This is a genomic window from Blastococcus saxobsidens DD2 (assembly GCF_000284015.1).
Taxonomy (GTDB): Bacteria; Actinomycetota; Actinomycetes; order Mycobacteriales; family Geodermatophilaceae; genus Blastococcus; species Blastococcus saxobsidens_A.
In genome coordinates, this window is sequence record NC_016943.1 from 1,454,412 (window position 1) to 1,468,565 (window position 14,154).

Sequence of the window (14,154 nt, forward strand, 5' to 3'; positions counted from 1 at the left end):
AGGGAGACTGTCGGGTGTGGTCGGCGATAGGCAGGAGAGTGCTGGGCCCGTCGCGAGCGCGATGTGGTGACCTCGGTCCACAGGTCGACGATGGGCTTCTGCCGGTCCAGCGTCGCTGTCCTGGCTTCCGGTCCACGTAAGCAGAACGCTGGTACCGACACGCATTCCACCGGCCGATGCGGTGTTGCTTCGTCTCGCTCTCTCGCCGCTTATGGGCGACGAGGCGGTGAGATGTGACCGTCGTTGAGCGTCTGATCCAGGGCGATCCATTCCCAGACCTGCTCGCCGGTGCTTCTGCGATGGACAGTCCGCTCGCGTCCGTGATCGACGAAAGATCGATGCGGGATGTCCTGGATTGGGTCGGATCGCGTGACGAGCTGACCGAAAGGATCGGGGATGTCCCCGGTGCCACCGAGGCGCAACACGTATATCTGACGCGCTTGTCGGCGATCATTATGTCGTTCCTTGAGTCGTCCGCCGCGCCGGGACCGCTGTTGGAGGCGTTACGACCTGCGTCGTCGGTTCCCGTTCCGGAGTTGGTCCGCAGCTCAATTCGTGACCTGTTGGATGCGGACGCCGTCGCGTCCCTCGCGATGATCTATGCCCGGACGGTGTCGGCGCCGAATCGGCGGGCGCTCGGTACGTTCTTCACCCCTCGAGTCGAGGCCGCCTCGATGGTGGAAAATTACGCGAGGAAACACGCCGCGCCACGCTGCGTCGTCGATGTGGGTGCTGGAGTGGGAGTGTTTACGGACGCTGCCGGTCGACAGTGGCCGGATGCGTCGGTCCACGCTGTCGACATCAACCCTGTCACACTGGGGCTGCAAGCGATCGCTCGATCCGCGGACAGTCTGGGCAATGTTGAACTGTGCCTTGCGGACTACGCATCCTGGCTGGCGGGATTCCGCCCGGACGGGCCGACTCTTTACCTGGGGAATCCGCCTTACACCCGCTGGCAACTCATCCCGCCGGATCGCAGAGAGGCGCTCGTCGCCGCGACCGGGAACCTCGTAGGCTCCAGGGCGAACCTGTCGACACTATTCCTCGCCATGACCCTTAAGAAGTTGCGAAGCGAGGACGGCCTGTGCCTCATTGTCCCTGCCGCCTGGATGAGCGCGCAGTACGCCCGCGAGCTTCGCGCAAACGTACGAGAACAACACCACCGACTTGTGACGCTGCGGCTCGCAGACTCATGGCGGTTTGACAACGCGATCGTCGACGCGGTGGTCGTGCAGATCGGACCCGAAGCCACTTCACCGCAGCCGTTCGTCATCACCGACTGGCCGGGTGTCGCAGCGGTTCAGGAAGTACGTGAGCGGGACGACGGCTCTGCGCCGTTCACTCGGCTCCGGACCGACCGGTCCTCGCCAGCACGGGCGGCGGCGGGGGACGATATGTGCCTTGGTGACGTGGCGGTGGTGACGCGGGGTACCGCGACCGGGGCCAACCACTTCTTCCTACTCGACGGGCCGAGATCACTTGCCCTGGGTATCGGCGACCGGTGGCTCACCCCGGTCATCAGGCGCCTGCGACCAGGAGCGACGCCCGAGGCGCCCAACGCCGAGTTCTCGTCGATGCTGCTCCTCGAAGGCTACGGTCGAGGAGACGATCCACATGTCGAGGCTGCGCTCACCCGAGCGGAGGCCGCCGACGTCCACCTCGGTCACCTGTGCGCCAAACGTCGTCGCTGGTTCGACCTCTCATCAGAAGTGCAACGGCCCGATGTGGCGATCTCGGCACTGAGCAAGGCGCGGTTCCACCTCTACGCGAACGAGTCAAGATGTGGCATCACTAACAACCTCTTCGGTCTGACCTGGCGTGATGGGGTGGAGGAGCGGACCAAGATGGCCATCGTGTCTTGGCTTCGTAGCGCGACCGGGCAGGCCGCACTCGTGGAGAGCTCGTCAGTCGAGGCCGACGGCCTCCGACGTCTGAGCCCGCGTGCGCTAGGTGCTGTCCGCGTTCCGACGGCGAGGTGCGTCGAGGACCGCGCACCGGACTTGGTCGTCCCACAGAGCGGAGGCCCGCGATGACCCGAGGATTCATCGTGGACACGCACCTCCTGCGCGAGCTCGGAGACCTGCTCGTCGGACGAGACAGCACAGCGGTGCTGGAGCTGATAAAGAACGGGTACGACGCAGACGCCGCCGTGGTGCGGGTGGGCGCGCAGCAGCTCGACCATGCGGAGCTGGCGGTGCTGACGGTGGAAGATGACGGCAACGGCATGACCTTGCAACGGTTCGAGGCTGCCTTCCTGAGGATCGCCGGCCGCGACAAAGAGGTCGGAGATCGCACGTCGCCGCGGTACCAGCGTGCCTACACCGGGCAGAAGGGGATCGGTCGTCTGGCGAGCCAGAAGTTGGCCAAGCGACTCGACGTGTCCAGTCGCCCTAACGCCCACGTCGCGTCTGCCGGGGAGGAGGGCGTGCACGCAGCCATCGACTGGGAGGAGATCGACCGTCAGGACCGGTTGGACATGCTGGAACGGGGGCTTGAGGTCTCGGGCACCCCGATCGTGGGAAATCTGCCGTCAGGTACCGCCCTGGCCCTGCGAGGCCTGAAGCGTCCGTGGACACGTGCACAGATCGCCAGCTTCGTCACCGAGCTCCAGACGGCGCAGCCCCCGGCTCTCCTCATGGGCGCAGATGCTGATGCGCTCGCGTTGGTAGGGGACCCGTTGATCAGGACGCCGCACGTTCGTGACGCGTCGATGGGTGATCCAGGGTTCTCGATCCAACTGGCGGGTGACCTGGACGCTGGAGACGACCTATGGGCCACTGCAGCCGAGAGCTTCAGCTGGTGCGTCGAGGTGGACGTCGAGAACGGTCGCGTTCGCTATCGGATCACCCCGACCCGCCCATTTGCTCAGACGGAGCCTCTTGCCAGGCCGTACAACTTCGAGGCAGTCGTCGACCCGTCCCTCCGGTTTCAGGCGCGCTTCTTCGTCATGCCTAATGCCACAGCTCGCGGCCCGCTTGGCGGCTTCACGCGAGCGCACAGCGGAATTCGCGTCTACCTCGAGGGTTTCAGGGTTCTCCCTTACGGCGAGTACGGAGACGATTGGCTCGAGATCAATCGCGATTACCGTGGAGGGGCGCGGTATTACACGATCGACCTTGACGAGGATGCGAGTGACCCCGTCGACCTCGACCGTCGCGAGGCCCTCAACGCGATCGCGAGCATCGGCTACTACGGCGCGGTCTTCCTGACCACGTCGGGAGCGCCCGACCTGCAGAGTCTGATCAACCGCGAAGGGTTCGTTCCCGGTGCATCGTTCGACGCCATTCGCGGCATCGTCCAGAATGGTGTCCGGCTCAGCGTGCGAGTGCGACGCTCCTTGCACAACCTCCGTCAAGCGCTGAAGGAGAAGGGCCCGGGACCCGCCGAGTCGCCCGACGACCAATTGTCAGGCGCAGGCGGGCGCGACGATGGAACAGCTCCCGCCTCGCCGGAGGCGGAGCCCCACCCGCAACCACGCGCTTCGTACGACCTGCTGGCGCGACGGGAGCCTGCCGCAGAGGCACACCAAGCCATGCAAAGCGCGGCAACTGCCGCGGAGCAGCTGGAGCGGTCCCCTGCAGCCATGCGCAGTGGAGGCCCCGAGGTGCGGGCCCTGGTGGACGGCTTCCGCGCCGCCAACTCGGTGTTGCAGGACATGCGGTCGATCCAGCCGGAGCTTCGCACGCTCGCAGGCGTGGGCCTGCAGTTGGGCGCATTCGTGCACGACATCAACGGGATGCTGGCATCCACGACGACCGTCCGGAGCCTTCTGCGGGAGGCAATCGTTGCAAGTCCCGATGGGCAGCAGCGGCGTGAGCTGCAAGTGATCCTGCGCGCAGCCGACGAACTCGCCCATGTGCTCGCGCGCCAGAGTTCGTACTTGACCGACGTGCTCAGCACCGACCCGCGGCGCAGAAGAGCGCGAGTACTCGTCCGGGATCGATGTGAGTCGGTGCTCCGATTCCTCGAAGCTCGGCTGGCCGGCAAGAAGATCGCAATACACGTCGACATTCCACCAGACCTCAAGACACCCCCGATGTTTCCCGCCGAGATGACGGTGCTGCTCACGAACCTGCTCACGAATGCCGTGAAGAACGCCGCTGACGGCGGAAACATCTGGATCGATGCGAAGGAGGATCTCGACGGAAACACTGAGATCCTCATCGCGAACGACGGGACGAAGGTGGATCTCGCCGAAGCCGAACGCTGGTTCCTGCCCTTTGAGAGCACGACCACCACGGTCGACGAAGTTCTCGGGCAGGGCCTCGGGTTGGGACTGCCGATCGTCCGTGCCATCACTGACGACTACCGCGGGGACGTGAGGTTCGTCGCCTCTCCGCACGGTCCGGGGTCGGCCGTGCGGGTCCTGCTCACAAGGAAGGACCGGCCATGACGATTAGGCCCTATGTGCTGATCATCGACGACGACCCCGCCCAAGAGGCTTTCGCCCTCCAGCTGAGCCGGCATGGGGTCGACGCGGATCACGTCTTCCCCGATGACGTCTCCACCCGGCACCTCGAGCGTGCCGCTCTCGTGCTCATCGACGAGTACTTGGAGAGGTGGCCCGCCCGCGAGAAACTCAAGGATCACCCGACGCTGTTCATCCGCGACGGCGTCGCGCTGGCGGCCGTGCTTCGCGCTCAGCTAGAACATCGTGGACCAAACATCTCCGACTCGACGCCGTCCCGGACTGCGGTCGCGCTGCGCACTGGTCATCTCAGCCATCTTGCGAGCGGCCTGCCGCGACACCTCTGGTCGCCAGCCGTGGCGTCCCGCTACGACCTCGAGTGGGTGGCCGAGAAGAGCGCCGCACCGGACACGCTCGCGGCCATCGCACTGGCGGCCGCCGCACTCCCCGAGACGTGGGACCCCACCAAGCCGGTCCAGCAGCGGGAATGGCTCAGCCTCGCGGACACACCATGGGCAGCAGATGCGCTGGCGCAAATCGAGCAGTGCCGCCCGCCGTGGTCGACGCTGTCCGCGACATCTGCCGGACGGCTCTGGCTCGCCTGGTTCCTGCAAAAGGTTCTCCCGTTTCCTACGTTCTTGGTGGACGACTTGCGGGCCGCGGCGTACCTGGGCCTGCGGGAGGAGGCTTTGGATCAGGTGGTCGCGAGTGCGACTGACCTGTCGAGTCGGCTCGGCGGCGCCGTGTACACAGGCCAGTTGAGCGGTTTCGCAGGGCGAAGATGGTGGCGAGCTGGCCTTGCGGCGTTCCGGCGCCAACTGCTTGCGGAGAGCGGTGGCCGCGGCCCTGCGGATGCAGCCGAACGGATCATCGAGGCGCATGGTGCTCCCCTTGAGGTACTGGGCCTCACGTACCCGGTCTTCACCATCGACCGCAACTATCAGACGTCGTCGCGCCCCATCGAGGTGACGGACGCCCTCCGACTCCAGCCGGACGGTTGGCCCTCCTACGCGGACGACCCCTGGCTCGCACGAGATGACGTCGACGACGAGCCCGAACTCGCCAAGCTAATCGTGCTCGACGACCGACAGGAAGGTGCCGGTGACGCAGAGGACTAAGGCTCTGGGAGCTCATTACCTGGACTCAGGCCCTCTGCTTTGTCTTGGTGGCTCGGCCACGATGGCAGACCTCTACGACCAGACCTATCTCGCGGAGGCGCGGTTAGTCGGAGCGGTGGCAGCGGAGATCAGCCGGCGTGCGGTCAGGCGAACCGCACCGGGTGATCCCCGCCGACAGGGGCCGGCAGATCGAGCGGCGCGCGTCGCGGCGGGTCGGTACCGCCCGCTTCTGGACGCGGCGGCCCCCAGACCGACGCCGGCACCGCCGCACCTCACGAGCATCGAGGCAAGTCTGCACACCCGGGCTCAGAGAAAGCAGCCGGGAAAGATCCTGCACCCGGACGAGCACCGGGGAGAGTCAGAGTCGATCCACGCCGCGGCTGCCGATGGCTCTGGCTTCGTCTCCTGCGATGACGACGCTCGCCTCGAAGCAGCAGCGCACGGTGTCCCTGTCGAGACGTTCGTCGACATCGCCCGACGCCTGGCCGCGATACAGCGCGATGTCAAGCCGAAGCGAATCGTGAGCGAGTTGCAAAGCCTCGCGCGAAACGGGATCGACATCGGCGACGTCGTGCAATCCGTCCTAGACCTGCGTATCGCCCCGTGACGAGCCGCGTTCTCTCGCCCGGCGGCACGCACCGACAGTTGTTCTCGCTGTCGCGTGATCGCCCCGACCGTCCGTCACCCCCGGCGACCTGCTGTCTGAGCTCAAGCCGCCACCTGACTCTCAGAACCCTCGCGTGTGTACATGCTATGCCGGGCCTTCGGGGACCATGGGCTGCATGTCGAGGAGGCGGAACGCTGACGAACGCAAGAAGCTGCGCATCGGGCATGTGAGCGAGCGCGGCGCCGTCAACGCGGCTCGCGCGCTACTGGAACGTCACGGGCTCGTCGTGGATGAAGTGGATGGCCGCAGCGATTACGGACGCGACCTGGTCGTCGACATCACCGAAGACGGGGCGCTCACTGGCTCCGTGGTCGGTATCCAAGTGAAGGGTGACCGTCGATTCATCCGAGCAGACGATTGGGAGCTGCCCGCCACTCCCAAAGACCGTCGGTATTGGTCTGAATCCAGCGTGCCCGTCTTCGGTATTCTCTGGGACCCCGACAGTGGCCGTCTTCGCTGGGCAAATCTGACGGCGTATGCGCGCACAGCCTCCCGACCAGGTCCCGAGGACATCGTCCGCTTTCCTCCCTCGCAAGCTCTGTCCGACGAAACACTCCCGGCGCTAATCCAAGCAGCAAACGAGCACCTTCGACTCTGGTCCCCGGCGGCGGTTCTGGGTCTCTTCGACACGAACGACGAGTGGCGTCGCAACGCGGTCTACGACTGCTGGACACTCGGTCGCTCAGACGTGCGCGCGTTCGTACTTCTGCGCCGAGCGCTGCCCGGGTTACGCGGCGAGAGCCTGAGACAGGCCATCATCACGTTAAGTTACTTAACACCGCACCCGGACATCTACTGGCACTCCGGCAACTGGATCCCGCCTGGGATCAAGCAGCAGGCGCGGGCGTCGTTTCGTTGGTCCGCAGAGGAGCTCGTCCATCTGGTGTCGGCAGTCGAGGAGCGGCCCGAGGAGACGCCCGGGTGGGAGCGCGGCGGGCTTGGCCAATGCCTGTGGTGCCTGCTCGTGGAAGACGGAGAGCTCGAGCGGGTGGCTGCCCAGGCAGTCGGACTCGCTGTTGCTCGTAGCGAGCTCGAGGTTGCCCTTCGCCTGCTCGTGATCGCGCAGGCGAGGGCCGACGCCCCACTCGACATGGTGCGGCAACTGATCGAACTGAATCCACGGTTACGCGCCCACTGGTACTTAACAGAGCTCGTTCAGGACTTAGAAGAGTTCGGCTTCGTCGACGTCTACTGACACCGTGATGGGCGGCCCCGCAGGCGCCACGAAGCCTGACGGGGTTCGCGCCTGACCTGAGGCTTTGACCTGACGCGAGAATCGCCCAAGAGGTACCGGAAGCCTGCAGCCAAGAACCGAAGTTCCGTCGCCTTGATCTGGAGCTGGCTCGGCACCGCGAGAAGCCGCTAGCTGTAGTGCCCACGATCTAGGTGGGGTGGTCCTCGACCGAAGCCCAGCCGGGTGGACGTTCGGCTAGTCGATCTCTGGCCCACTCGTCCGGGCGGGGCAACCCTGTCCTGCCGCTCTGTCGGGCAAGATACGAAGCGTGACGGGGACTATCCACGCTGTCCTGGACCGCCTGCGCGGCGAATCGCTGGACGAGCGGGACAAGGGCAGCAAGTTCGAGCAGCTGATCCGGGCGTACCTGATGACCGACCCGGAGTGGACGTCCCGGTTCTCCGACGTGTGGCTGTGGTCGGACTGGCCGGGGCGCGCCGGCCGGCCGGACACCGGCATCGACCTGGTCGCATTGAACGCCGACGACGGTGGGCTGACCGCGATCCAGTGCAAGTTTTACGGCTCGGGTCGCACGGTCGCCAAGGCCGACATTGACTCGTTCGTGTCCGCCTCTGCTTCCGCACAGTTCACCCGGCGCATCGTCTTCGACACGGCGGCCGGCTGGTCGGCGAACGCGGAGGACACGCTGGCCGACGGCGTCGCCCAGCGGGTGGACATCGGCTACCTGGCCGACGCGGCGATCGACTGGGGTCAGTTCTCGTGGACGACGCCAGAGATCGTCGTCCCCACGGGCAAGAAGGCGCTGCGCCCGCACCAGCAGAAGGCGCTGGCCGACGTCCGCGCCGGGCTCGCCGTGCACGATCGCGGCCAGCTGGTGATGGCCTGCGGTACGGGCAAGACCTTTACCAGCCTGCGGATCGCCGAGGAACTGGCCGGGGCGGGGAGGAACGTGCTGTTCCTCGTGCCGAGCATCCAGCTGCTGAGCCAGAGCCTGCGGGAGTGGATGGCCAACGCCGAGGTCGACATCCGGGCGATGGCGGTCTGCTCCGACGTCCGCGTGGGGCGGCAGGCACAGTCCGACGACGCCGACCAGCTGCCGATCGACCTGACCGAGCCGGCCTCGACCGACCCCGAGACCCTGCTCGCCCGGTTCGAGCAGGGCACGAACGCCGCCGGGCGCATGCGGGTGATCTTCTCCACCTACCAGTCGATCGACGTGGTCACCCGTGCGCAGGAGCTCGGCCTTCCCGACTTCGACCTGGTGATCTGCGACGAGGCGCACCGGACCACCGGGGTGACCCTCGCCGACAAAGACGAGTCCGCGTTTGTCCGCGTGCACGACGCAGGCGCCCTGAAGGCGGCCAAGCGTCTCTACATGACCGCGACTCCTCGGGTCTTCGGGGAAGAGGTCAAGCGCAAGGCCACTGACGCTGACGCGGTCCTGGCAGACATGGGGAACGCCGACGTGTTCGGCCCCGAGCTGCACCGGCTCGGCTTCGGTCAGGCGGTGGAGGCCGACCTGCTCACCGACTACAAGGTGCTGGTGCTGGCCGTCGATGAGAAGTACGTGGCCGAGAACTTCCAGCAGGCGATGGCCAACTCCGGCGAGATCCAGCTCGACCAGGCGGCCAAGCTGATCGGCTGCTGGAACGGCCTGGCCAAGAACTTCGGGCCCGGGGCCAGCGACGACGACGCTCGTGCCGTCGACAAGGCGCCGATGCGGACGGCGGTCGCCTTCGCGCAGCACATCAAGGCGTCCAAGGCGGCGGCGTCCGCGTTCCCCGATCTGGCCGATCGGGCGCAGATCGACGCGCCGGACGACCGGCCGAAGCTGCGTGTCGAGGCCGCGCACGTGGACGGCACGATGGGGGTGCACGAGCGCAACACCCACCTGGCGTGGCTCAAGGAGCCGGCAGGGGACGGGGTGTGCCGGGTGCTGACCAACGCCCGGTGCCTGTCCGAGGGCGTGGACGTGCCGGCGTTGGACGCAGTTCTGTTCCTCACCCCGCGGGGCTCGCAGGTGGATGTCGTGCAGTCGGTCGGCCGGGTGATGCGCAAGGCGCCGGGCAAGGAGCTGGGCTACATCGTGCTGCCGGTGGTGGTCCCCAGTGGCGTCGCGCCGGAGGAGGCGCTGCGGGACAACGAGCGGTACAAGGTGGTCTGGCAGGTGCTGCAGGCGCTGCGCAGCCATGACGACCGGTTCCACGCGCTGGTCAACCAGATCGAGCTGAATAAGCGCAAGCCGGACCAGATCGAGATCGTCTCCATCACCGACCCGACGGACGGCGACGGCGTCACCGTCCCGGATCCCGGCAAGCCCGGCGAGAAGACCCCTGAGCAGCTGCTCATGGAGTTCCCCGCCGACCAGTTCCGGGACGCGATGTTCGCGCGGATCGTGAACAAGGTTGGTGAGCGTCGCTACTGGGAGACGTGGGCGAAGGACATCGCCGACATCGCCGCCGCGCACGTCACCCGGATCAAGGGGCTGCTCGCCTCCCCCGGGCCAGCGGCGAACGAGTTCGGGCACTTCGTTGCCGGGCTGCGAGGCAACCTGAATGACTCGATCACCGACGACGCAGCGATCGACATGCTGGCCCAGCACCTGATCACTCGGCCGGTGTTCGACGCCCTGTTCGCCCACTCCAGTTTCCTTGAGGGCAACCCGGTGGCCCGGGTGATGGAGAACATGCTGGCGGTGCTCGACGAGCACGCTCTGGAGTCAGAGAACGAGACTCTCGAGGGCTTCTATGAGTCCGTCCGCAAGCGGGTATCCAACGTGGACAACGCGGCCGGCAAGCAGAAGGTGCTCGTCGAGCTATACGACAAGTTCTTCGCCACCGCCTTCCCCATGACCGTGGCGAAGCTCGGCATCGTCTACACGCCAGTGGAGATCGTCGACTTCATTCTCCGCTCGGCCGACGAGGTACTGCGCGCGGAGTTCGGCCAAGGGCTGACCGACGAGGACGTGCACGTCCTCGACCCGTTCACCGGCACCGGCACCTTCCTGGTGCGCCTGCTGCAGAGCGGGCTGATCGAGCCGCACGACCTGGCCCGAAAGTATGCGAACGAGCTGCACGCCAACGAGATTCTGCTACTGGCCTACTACATCGCCGCGGCCAACATCGAGACGACCTTCGAGGAGCTTGAGGGGACCCCGCAGCCGTTCCCCGGTCTGGTGCTCACCGACAGCTTCCAGTCATGGGAGGACAGCGACCAGCAGGACATCGAGGTCATCCCGGAGAACAATGAGCGCCTCGAGCGGCAGAAGCAGTTGCCGATCCAGGTCATCGTCGGCAACCCGCCGTACTCCGTCGGGCAGGACAGCGCGAACGACGACAACGCGAACGAGAAGTACCCGACGTTGGACGGCGCGATTCGGACGACGTACGCCGCTCGCTCCTCCGCGACGAACAAGAACTCGCTCTACGATTCGTATATTCGGGCGATCAAGTGGGCCACCCTCCGCCTCGGCGATCGCGGCATCGTCGCGTTCGTCACCAATGGTGGCTTCTTGGACTCCAACACCGCCGACGGCATGCGCAAGACGCTGGCTGAGGAGTTCTCGGCCATCCACGTGTTCAACCTGCGCGGCAACCGGCGGCAAGGTGGCGCCGAGGGCCGACCGATCTGGGAAGCATTCGCGAAGGGCTCCGGCGGATCGATTGCGACCATCGCCATCGTGGTGCTGGTCAAGCGACCCGAGACCTCCGAGCCCGCAACGGTCTTCTACTCGGAGGTCGGTGACTTCACCACGGCGATCGAGAAGGTGGCGGAGGTGGTTCAGGCGCGCAGTATCAGCGGCTTGACTCCCGTCGCTATCACACCCAACGCTCACGGCGACTGGCTGCAGCAGCGGGCAGACGACTTCGACGCGTTCCTGCCGTTGCCGTCTTTGGTGCAGGAACCGGGGCGGGGTGTAGAGACGACTCGCGATCCATGGGTCTACAACGCATCATCCAGTGCCATTGTACGGAACATGACTAAGAGCGTCGCTGCTTACGAAGCAGCCCGACTCGGCAATCGTCGCATCGACCAGGCGCACATCAAGTGGTCTTCCACTCTCCAAGCCCTTCTCGAGCGCGGGCGTGAAATCGAGTTACTGAGTAGCCCGCCTCGAACCATCGCGTACCGCCCCTTCACCCGCCAGTTCCTCTATGACGACATTCGGTGGATCCATCGTCCTGGAGTGCTTAAAGGGCTATTTCCGACCCTGAAGGCCAGCAACTGGGGCTTCCACATCACGGGCATCGCCTCTCACGCCGACTTCAGTGCCTTGATGGTCAATGTTCCGCCCGACAAGCACTTGTTGGACACCGGTCAATTCTTTGCTCGATGGCGGTACGAGAAGGTCGATGAATCGGGGATGTTCGACGTCCACAAGGGCGAGATCGTCGATGGCTTTCGGCGGATCGACAACATTACTGATGAGGCGCTTGCTGCGTTCTCGGCTGCCTATCCGGGCGAGTCGATCAGCAAGGACGACATCTTCGACTACGTCTACGGGTTGCTGCACTCGCCGGAGTACCGGGAAACCTATGCCGCGGACCTGAAGAAGATGCTTCCGCGTATCCCCTTCGCGAGCGACTTCCGCGCGTTCGCCGATGCGGGCAAGCGACTGGCCGAGGTGCACCTGGGCTACGAGACCCTCGAACCGTATGCGCTGGAGGGACTCGATGTGGCCGGCCCGGGTGGTGATGCGGACTTCGCTTTCTTCGCCGTCCGGAACAAGAAGATGGCCTTCGGCAAGCCGACCGCGGAGCAGAAGGCCGCGGGGCTGCGACACGACCGTTCGGTGATCCAGTACAACGACCGGATCACCCTGCGCGGCGTCCCGGAAGAGGCGTACCGGTACACGTTGGGAAGCCGGTCGGCCATCGAGTGGATCATCGATCGCTACTGGGTGAGGACCGACAAGGCGTCGGGCATCGTCAACGACCCCAACGACTGGTCCCGTGAGGTCGGCGATCCGCGTTACATCGTTGACCTGCTGGCACGGATCGTCACAGTCTCCTTGGAGACGATCACGGTGGTGGACTCACTGCCCCCGCTTGGTGTCCGCCACGACGGGTGATCGACGGGACGGCCAGGCCGCGATCACGGTGCGCCGGCCGCTACCGATGGGGCACCGACCGGCCACGAAACGACACTTAGAGGTCCGTGCCCGTCGCCGCTCGTGGGCCGGCGGCCCCGTGCCTTACAGCTGCACGGCGCCGAGGTCATCCACGGCCGGGACGTGTCTCAGCCGTGCCTTAAACACCGGCTACAGCCGGTGGTCAGCGGTCAACAGGGGTCGGCATCGTCAAGCTCGAGAGCGGTTCCAAGGCCGCGCTGAACTGCGGAGACGGGCATACGAGCTAGTCAGTACGGGGAGCGGGTGACCGGGATCGAACCGGCATGGCCAGCTTGGAAGGCTGGGGCTCTACCATTGAGCTACACCCGCGGAGCCGCGCGCACCCGTCGATCGACTCCAGGGCGAACGGTCCGGGTGGAGGATAGCGCCCGCCTTCGGCGGACCCCGGCGAGGCCGTGTCCGGCAGTGCCCGGAACTCGTACTTCCGGCTGATCTATTCCGCCGTCCCGGCTCGTACGGTGACCACGTGCACGCGCTGCTGCGCCCGGTGTGGCGTGAGCCCAGACCGACCGACGCCCCCACCCGGGTCTGGCGGGACTGGCTGCTGGTCGTCCTGGTGCCGGTCGCCGCCGCGCTCGAGGGGACGCTCCAGGCCGACCTGCCGTTCCGCTGGCTGCAGGTCGCGGTCCTCTGCGTGCTCGCCCCCGTGCTGCTGTGGCGCCGGACACGGCCGCTGCTCGTGTTCGTCGTCTGGTTCGGGGTCCTGGCCGTGCTCGGGATCGTCACCGGTGACGGCGACGGCCTGTACTCCGCCGCGTTCGGGCTGCTGCTGCTGCCGTACGCCATCGTGCGTTGGGGCTCGGGCGTCCAGGCGGTCGCCGGTCTCGGCGTCCTGCTGGTCAGCGCGGTGGCCTCGATGGTCCTCAGCCCGGCATCGCCGGGCGATGCCATCGGCGGCTCCGCGATCCTGCTCTCGTCCCTCGCCCTCGGTGCCGCTGCCCGCTACCGGTCGCGCGCCCGGGCTGGCGAGCTCGACCAGGTGGCCCCCCGCGAGCGGGAGAACCTCGCCCGCGACCTGCACGACACCGTCGCCCACTACGTGTCGGCGATCGCCGTCCGCTCGAGGCGCCGCACTCGGTCGCCGACCCCGTGCCGCTCGTGGTGCACATCGTGAGCGCCGTCGTGTTCACGGTGGTCGGCGCCTTCCAGTTCGTGCCCGGCACCCGGACGCCGCGGCCGCGCTGGCGCCGGGTCACCGGGCGGATCGCCGCCCCGGCCGGGCTCGTGGCGGCGCTGAGCGGGCTGTGGCTGACCCTCGTGATCACCGGGGCCGACAGCAAGTCGCTGACCGGGTTCCGCGCAGCGGCCGGGGCCGGGATGGCCGTCTCTCTCGCTCGGCGTCGTCGCCGTCCTGCACCGCGACATCCGGCGGCACCGCGCCTGGATGCTGCGCGGCTACGCCATCGGCATCGGCGCCGGCACGCAGGTGTTCACCGCCGGCATCTGGTTCGCGGTCGCCGGCGAGCCCGGCCGGACCGCCGAGGCGCTGGCCATGGGCGCCGGCTGGCTGATCAACCTGACCGTCGCCGAGTGGTTGATCCGGCGCCCGTCCGGCCGGGGTGCCCCCGCCTGGCCCGCGGGTGTGCGGACGGTGGCGGCCGAGCAGGTCGGGTGACCACCACGTCGTGGGAGCCG

At 66.7% G+C, this 14,154-nt stretch carries 7 protein-coding genes, 1 tRNA gene and 2 pseudogenes; 9 read left to right on the plus strand and 1 reads right to left on the minus strand.

The features are described 5' to 3' along the window. Positions 1–233: 233 nt before the first annotated feature. The 6 genes from BLASA_RS23365 (at position 234) to BLASA_RS06895 (ending at position 12,459) form a co-directional block, all read left to right on the plus strand. A complete protein-coding gene (locus tag BLASA_RS23365) occupies positions 234–2,033 on the plus strand; it encodes an Eco57I restriction-modification methylase domain-containing protein (RefSeq protein ID WP_014375345.1) in 1,800 nt (599 codons plus the stop codon). 14 nt (positions 2,034–2,047) lie between these two features. After that, positions 2,048–4,393 carry a sensor histidine kinase gene (locus BLASA_RS06875; RefSeq protein WP_051004876.1) on the plus strand — a complete coding sequence of 782 codons (2,346 nt, stop codon included), beginning with the start codon at positions 2,048–2,050 and terminating at the stop codon, positions 4,391–4,393. After that, complete coding sequence (locus BLASA_RS06880; RefSeq protein ID WP_014375347.1) at positions 4,390–5,526, plus strand: hypothetical protein; 1,137 nt, start codon at positions 4,390–4,392, stop codon at positions 5,524–5,526. Before BLASA_RS06875 ends, BLASA_RS06880 begins: the two co-directional genes overlap by 4 nt. Positions 5,527–5,587: 61 nt before the next feature. Next, positions 5,588–6,133, plus strand: a complete 546-nt coding sequence (locus BLASA_RS24900) for a hypothetical protein (protein WP_166486494.1) — start codon at positions 5,588–5,590, stop codon at positions 6,131–6,133. Positions 6,134–6,308: 175 nt separating this feature from the next. Next, a complete protein-coding gene (locus BLASA_RS24090; RefSeq protein ID WP_014375349.1) occupies positions 6,309–7,388 on the plus strand; it encodes a DUF4365 domain-containing protein in 1,080 nt (359 codons plus the stop codon). Positions 7,389–7,695: 307 nt separating this feature from the next. Further along, positions 7,696–12,459, plus strand: coding sequence for a DEAD/DEAH box helicase (locus BLASA_RS06895; RefSeq protein ID WP_014375350.1), 4,764 nt, complete (start codon positions 7,696–7,698; stop codon positions 12,457–12,459). Positions 12,460–12,757: 298 nt separating this feature from the next. Here BLASA_RS06895 and BLASA_RS06900 read toward each other — a convergent pair. Continuing rightward, a tRNA-Gly gene (locus tag BLASA_RS06900) sits at positions 12,758–12,828 on the minus strand. 157 nt (positions 12,829–12,985) lie between these two features. Here BLASA_RS06900 and BLASA_RS06905 point away from each other — a divergent pair. From BLASA_RS06905 to BLASA_RS26220, 3 genes and pseudogenes are all read left to right on the plus strand, one after another. Further along, entirely contained in the window at positions 12,986–13,633 is a 648-nt protein-coding gene (locus tag BLASA_RS06905) for a histidine kinase dimerization/phosphoacceptor domain-containing protein (RefSeq protein ID WP_014375351.1), read from the plus strand. 38 nt (positions 13,634–13,671) lie between these two features. Then, positions 13,672–13,731 (plus strand): annotated as a pseudogene (locus BLASA_RS26535) (hypothetical protein); the annotation flags it as partial. A gap of 127 nt (positions 13,732–13,858) precedes the next feature. Then, positions 13,859–14,134, plus strand: a pseudogene (locus tag BLASA_RS26220) (DUF2306 domain-containing protein); the annotation flags it as partial. Positions 14,135–14,154 lie beyond the last annotated feature (20 nt).